Genomic DNA, 6454 nt, shown 5'->3' with positions numbered 1-6454 from the left:
GCGCGGGGGGGCGGCCCGCCCGGGGGCCGCCCCGGGGGCCGCCCCGGCTCAACTGGCTGGCGCCCACGGCCCCCCAGGGCGCCCCCACCAAAACCCCCCCGGCGCCCCACCCACCGGCGCGGCCCCGGCGGCTTGTCGCCCGGTGTCAGAAGACCGACTCGGCCTCGTCCATGCGGTCCTCCGGGACCCGCTTGAGCTCGGTGATCGCGTCGGCCAGCGGGGTCATGACGATGTCCGTGCCGCGCAGCGCGGTCATCCTGCCGTACTCGCCGCGGTGGGCGGCCTCGACGGCGTGCCAGCCGAAGCGGGTGGCCAGCACCCGGTCGTAGGCGGTGGGGGTGCCGCCGCGCTGGACGTGGCCGAGGATGACCGGGCGGGCCTCCTTGCCCAGGCGCCGCTCCAGTTCGCGGGCGAGTGCGGTGCCGATGCCGGAGAACCGCTCGTGGCCGAACTGGTCGATGGCGCCCTTCTTGTAGTCCATGGTGCCGGCGAGTGGATGGGCCCCCTCGGCGACGCAGACCACGGCGAACTTCTTGCCCCGGGCGAACCGCTCCTCGACCATCTTCACCAGGTCGTTGACGTCGAACTCGCGCTCCGGCAGGCAGATGCCGTGGGCGCCGCCGGCCATCCCGGACTCCAGCGCGATCCAGCCCGCGTGCCGGCCCATGACCTCGACGACCATCACCCGCTGGTGCGATTCGGCGGTGGTCTTGAGGCGGTCGATGGCCTCGGTGGCCACGCCGACGGCGGTGTCGAAGCCGAAGGTGCGGTCGGTGGAGGAGATGTCGTTGTCGATGGTCTTGGGGACGCCGACGACCGGCATACCGGCGTCGGCGAGCATCCGCGCCGCGGTCAGCGTGCCCTCGCCACCGATCGGGATCAGGACGTCTATCCCGTACTCGCGGGAGAAGTCCTTGGCGCTCTCGCACGCCTCGCGCAGCCGGGCGCGCTCCAGGCGGGCGGAGCCGAGGATGGTGCCGCCGCGGGCGAGGATGCCGCTGACCGCGTCCAGGTCGAGTTTGCGGAAGCGGCCGTCGAGCAGACCCTTGAAGCCGTCCTCGAAGCCGATGACCTCGTCTCCGTGGCCGGTGAGGGCGCGGTGGACGACGGACCGGATCACAGCATTCAGGCCGGGACAGTCGCCGCCTGCGGTGAGGACTCCGATACGCATCGTGCTGTGTCTCCTGTGCTCGCTGTCGGTTCTTGTGAGCCGGTCCGATTGTTTCACGTGTTCCGCGGTCCACCCCCGGGCCCGGCCGCACACACGGGGCCACCCCCACTGTCCCCGCCCTCGACGCCACAGGGAAACTGGGAGAGCGGCTTATCGATCCGCGCAGGTATTGTCAAGAGGGGCAAGCCCACAATAACGGGTAATTTTGACCTTGTGAGCAGGGAAAACCCGCGAGCACGGACCCTCGCGGCCATCGACATGGACGGAGAGCACGCGTGACGCGCAGCGTGTACGTGACCGGTATCGACCGCGGCGACGGACGCCAGGTCATCGAGCTGGGAGTCATGGAGCTCCTGACCCGCCACGTCGACCGGGTGGGGGTCTTCCGCCCACTGGTCCACGACGGGCCCGACCGGCTGTTCGAGTTGCTGCGGGCCCGCTACCGCCTCACCCAGCCCGCCGACTCCGTCTACGGCATCGGCTACGCGGAGGCCGCCGCCCTCCAGGCCGAGCGCGGCACCGACGAGCTGGTCTCCCGCCTCGTCGACCGCTTCCACGAGGTGGCCCGGCAGTACGAGTACGTCCTCGTCCTCGGCTCGGACTACGCCGACACCAGCCTCCCGGACGAGCTGGCGCTCAACGCCCGGCTGGCCAACGAGTTCGGCGCCGCGGTGATACCCGTCGTCGGCGGCCAGGGCCAGGAGGCCGAGTCGGTCCGCGCCGAGGCCCGCAACGCCTACCGCGCCTACACCTCGCTGGGCTGCGACGTCGTCGCGCTGGTCGTCAACCGCGTCGCGCCCGAGCAGCGCACGGCCGTCGTGGAGCGGCTCGCCGCCCGCCTGCCGGTGCCCTGCTACGCGCTCCCCGAGGACGGCGCGCTCTCCGCGCCGACCGTCGGCCAGATCGTGCAGGCGCTGGGCGCCGAGATCCTGCTCGGCGACGATTCCGGGCTCGCCCGGGACGCCCGGGACTTCGTCTTCGGCGGCGCGATGCTGCCGACCTTCCTCAAGGCGCTCACCCCCGGCTGCATGGTGATCACCCCCGGGGACCGCGCCGACCTGGTGATCGGCTCGCTCGCCGCGCACAGCGCCGGCGCCCCGCCGATCGCCGGTGTGGTCCTCACCCTCGACGAGCGGCCCGGCCCCGACATCATGGCGCTGGCCGCCCGCCTGGCGCCCGGCACCCCGGTCGTCTCGGTCCCCGGCGGCTCCTTCCCGACCGCCGCCGAACTGTTCGCCGTCGAGGGCAAGCTGAACGCCGCCTCGCCGCGCAAGGCGGAGACCGCGCTCGGCCTCTTCGAGCGGCATGTGAACACCTCCGAACTGACCGACCGGATCTCGGTCGCCCGCTCCGGCCGGGTCACCCCGATGATGTTCGAGCACGAGCTGATCGAGCGGTCCCGCACCGGTCGCCGCCGGGTCGTCCTCCCCGAGGGCACCGAGGAGCGGGTGCTGCGCGCCGCCGACGTGCTGCTGCGCCGCGACGTCTGCGACCTGACGCTGCTGGGCGAGGAGGAGGCGATCCGCAAGCGCGCCGCCGACCTCGCGATCGACCTGGCGGACGCCCAGATCATCGACCCGCAGACCTCCGCGCTGCGCGAGCGGTTCGCCGAGCTGTACGCCACACTCCGCTCCCACAAGGGCGTCAGCTACGAGCTGGCCTACGACGTGGTCGCCGACGTCTCCTACTTCGGCACGCTGATGGTGCAGGAGGGCCTGGCCGACGGCATGGTCTCCGGTGCGGTGCACTCCACCGCCGCCACCATCCGACCGGCCTTCGAGATCATCAAGACCAAGCCGGGCGCCCAGATCGTCTCGTCGGTGTTCTTCATGTGCCTGGCCGACCGGGTGCTGGTCTACGGCGACTGCGCGGTCAACCCGGACCCGAACGCCGAGCAGCTGGCCGACATCGCCATCCAGTCCGCCACCACCGCCGCCCGGTTCGGCGTGGAGCCGCGGATCGCGATGCTGTCGTACTCCACCGGAACCTCCGGCTCCGGCGTCGACGTCGACAAGGTGCGCAAGGCCACCGAGCTGGTCCGCGAGCGGCGCCCGGACCTGCTGGTGGAGGGCCCGATCCAGTACGACGCGGCGGTGGACACGGCGGTCGCCGCGACCAAGCTGCCGGAGTCCGAGGTCGCCGGCCGGGCCACCGTGCTGATCTTCCCGGACCTCAACACCGGCAACAACACCTACAAGGCCGTCCAGCGCTCCGCCGGCGCGGTGGCGGTCGGCCCGGTCCTCCAGGGTCTGCGCAAGCCGGTCAACGACCTCTCGCGCGGCGCCCTCGTGCAGGACATCGTCAACACCGTCGCCATCACCGCGATCCAGGCCCAGGGCGCCCAGCCCGGCGCCGGACCCACCGCCTGACCCCTCCCCCCACCGGAAAGCCCCTTCATGACTGCCAACGCCACCCGCGTCCTCGTCCTCAACTCCGGCTCCTCGTCGCTGAAGTACCAGCTCCTCGACATGGGCGACGCCCGCTCGGACCACGGCTCCGGCGCGCGCCGGCTTGCCGTCGGCCTGGTGGAGCGGATCGGTGAGGCGACCTCGCGCCTGGCTCACACCCCGCTGGCCACCGGCGGCACCACCCGCGAGACCACCGGCCCGATAGTCGACCACCAGGCCGCGCTGAAGGCGGTGGCCGAGGAGCTGGCCGCCGACGGGCTCGGGCTGGACTCCCCGGAGCTGGCCGCGATCGGGCACCGGGTGGTGCACGGCGGTCTGAAGTTCACCGTGCCGACCGTCATCGACGAGGTGGTGCTCAAGGAGATCGAGCGGCTGGTACCGGTCGCCCCGCTGCACAACCCGGCGAACATCACCGGCATCCGCACCGCGCAGGCGCTCCGCCCCGACCTCCCGCAGGTCGCGGTCTTCGACACCGCCTTCCACACCACGATGCCGGAGTCCGCGGCCCGCTACGCCATCGACGTGGCGACCGCCGACGCGCACCGCATCCGCCGCTACGGCTTCCACGGCACCTCGCACGCCTACGTCTCCCGCCGCACCGCGGAGCTGCTCGGCAAGGCGCCGGAAGAGGTCAATGTGATCGTGCTGCACCTGGGCAACGGCGCCTCCGCGTCCGCCGTCCGGGGCGGCCGGTGCGTGGACACGTCCATGGGCCTGACGCCGCTGGAGGGCCTGGTCATGGGCACCCGCTCCGGTGACATCGACGCCGCGGTGACCTTCCACCTCAAGCGGGTGGCCGGGATGTCCGCGGACGAGATCGACGAGCTGCTCAACAAGAAGAGCGGCCTGATCGGGCTGTGCGGCGACAACGACATGCGGGAGATCCGCCGCCGGATCGACGAGGGGGACGAGCGCGCCGCGCTCGCCTTCGACATCTACGTCCACCGGCTGAAGAAGTACATCGGCGCCTACACCGCCGTCCTCGGCAAGGTCGACGCGGTGGCCTTCACCGCGGGCGTCGGCGAGAACGCCGCCCCGGTCCGTGCCGCCGCCATCGCCGGCCTGGAGGAGCTGGGCATGGCGGTGGACGCCTCGCTCAACGCCGTACGGTCCGACGAGCCGCGGCTGATCTCGCCCGAGTACGCCCGGGTCGCGGTCGCCGTGGTCCCCACCGACGAGGAACTGGAGATCGCCCAGCAGACATACGCCCTGGTCACCGCCTAGACAGGCGCTGGCCCGCGAGTCCCGTAAGGGGATCCGCTCGCTCCGCTCGCGTCGCCTCGCCTCGTCTAAAGGGCCTTTGAAGCAGAGCGAAATATTCCGCTCCGAAACAAACCGATAGGATCGAGACATGCGCCGTTCCAAAATCGTCTGCACCCTGGGCCCCGCCGTCGACTCCTACGAGAAGCTGAAGACGCTGATCGAGGCCGGTATGAACGTGGCCCGTTTCAACATGAGCCACGGGACCCACTCGGAGCACGAGGAGCGGTACCACCGTCTCCGCAAGGCCGCCGAGGAGACCGGCCGCGCCGTCGGCGTGCTGGCCGACCTCCAGGGCCCCAAGATCCGTCTGGAGACCTTCGCCGAGGGCCCGGTCGAGCTGGTGCGCGGTGACGAGTTCGTCATCACCGCCGAGGATGTCCCCGGCGACAAGCACATCTGCGGCACCACCTACAAGGGCCTGCCCGGCGACGTCTCCAAGGGCGACCCGATCCTGATCAACGACGGCAACGTCGCCCTCCAGGTCGTCGAGATCGACGGCCCGCGGGTGCGCACCATCGTCATCGAGGGCGGGGTCATCTCCGACCACAAGGGCATCAACCTGCCCGGCGCCGCGGTCAACGTCCCGGCGCTGTCCGAGAAGGACATCGAGGACCTCAAGTTCGCCCTGCACATGGGCTGCGACATGGTCGCGCTGTCCTTCGTGCGGGACGCCAAGGACGTCCAGGACGTGCACCGCGTCATGGACGAGGTGGGCCGCCGGGTCCCGGTCATCGCCAAGGTCGAGAAGCCGCAGGCGGTCGCCAACATGCAGGAGGTCGTGATGGCCTTCGACGCGGTGATGGTGGCCCGTGGCGACCTGGCGGTGGAGTACCCGCTGGAGAAGGTCCCGATGGTGCAGAAGCGCCTGGTGGAGATGTGCCGCCGGAACGCCAAGCCGGTGATCGTCGCGACCCAGATGATGGAGTCGATGATCACCAACTCCCGGCCGACCCGCGCCGAGGCGTCCGACGTCGCCAACGCGATCCTCGACGGTGCCGACGCGGTGATGCTCTCCGCGGAGTCCTCGGTCGGCCAGTACCCGATCGAGACCGTCAAGACCATGTCGAAGATCGTCGAGGCGGCCGAGGAGGAGCTGCTCTCCAAGGGCCTCCAGCCGCTGGTCCCCGGCAAGAAGCCGCGGACGCAGGGCGGTGCGGTGGCCCGCGCGGCCTGCGAGATGGCCGACTTCCTCGACGGCAAGGCGCTGGTGGCGTTCACCAAGTCCGGTGACACCGCCCGCCGGCTCTCCCGTTATCGCGCCGCCCAGCCGATCCTGGCCTTCACCACCGACGTCGCCACCCGCAACCAGCTCACCCTGAGCTGGGGCGTGGACTCCTTCGTCGTGCCGCACGTCGACAACACCGACGCGATGGTGGACCTGGTCGACGCCGAGCTGCTCAAGCTCAAGCGGTACAACCCGGCCGACACCATGATCATCACCGCCGGTTCGCCCCCCGGCGTCCCCGGCACCACCAACATGGTCCGGGTGCACCACCTCGGCGGCGCACGCGCCTGACGCGCCGCCCCGTCACGCACGAACGGCGGTGGGCCGCCCCCTGATGAGGGGGCGGCCCACCGCCGTTTCCGCGGCTCCCGGAGAGCTCGGGCCGGC

The 6454-nt window shown here is 71.4% G+C and carries 4 protein-coding genes; 3 read left to right on the top strand and 1 reads right to left on the bottom strand.

Translation table 11 applies throughout. The annotated features are described in order from the left end of the window. Positions 1–145: 145 nt before the first annotated feature. The gene (locus ACFVT2_RS10860) at positions 146–1171 is read right to left on the bottom strand and encodes an ATP-dependent 6-phosphofructokinase (protein WP_390014937.1); all 1026 of its coding nucleotides are present in this window, start codon (positions 1169–1171) and stop codon (positions 146–148) included. Positions 1172–1446: 275 nt separating this feature from the next. Between ACFVT2_RS10860 and pta the strand changes: the two genes are divergently transcribed. The 3 genes from pta (at position 1447) to pyk (ending at position 6358) form a co-directional block, all read left to right on the top strand. After that, on the top strand, positions 1447–3540 hold the full coding sequence (gene pta, locus ACFVT2_RS10855; RefSeq protein ID WP_390014934.1) for a phosphate acetyltransferase: 2094 nt from the start codon (positions 1447–1449) through the stop codon (positions 3538–3540). A 27-nt stretch (positions 3541–3567) separates the two neighbouring features. Next, entirely contained in the window at positions 3568–4803 is a 1236-nt protein-coding gene (locus ACFVT2_RS10850; RefSeq protein WP_390014931.1) for an acetate kinase, read from the top strand. Between the two features lie 127 nt (positions 4804–4930). Next, complete coding sequence (gene pyk / locus ACFVT2_RS10845) at positions 4931–6358, top strand: pyruvate kinase (protein ID WP_390014928.1); 1428 nt, start codon at positions 4931–4933, stop codon at positions 6356–6358. Positions 6359–6454: the final 96 nt, after the last annotated feature.

This window comes from Streptomyces sp. NPDC058000 (genome assembly GCF_042886435.1).
Classification (GTDB): Bacteria; Actinomycetota; Actinomycetes; order Streptomycetales; family Streptomycetaceae; genus Streptomyces.
Note: the sequence above shows the minus strand (reverse complement) of the source record. Positions and strands in the feature narration are given on the sequence as shown.

Bases quoted from the DNA above. Each gene is read 5' to 3' on its own strand.
- pyk (WP_390014928.1), top strand. From the start codon at position 4,931: ATGCGCCGTTCCAAAATCGTCTGCACCCTGGGCCCCGCCGTCGACTCC.
- ACFVT2_RS10850 (WP_390014931.1), top strand. From the start codon at position 3,568: ATGACTGCCAACGCCACCCGCGTCCTCGTCCTCAACTCCGGCTCCTCG.
- ACFVT2_RS10860 (WP_390014937.1), bottom strand. From the start codon at position 1,171: ATGCGTATCGGAGTCCTCACCGCAGGCGGCGACTGTCCCGGCCTGAAT.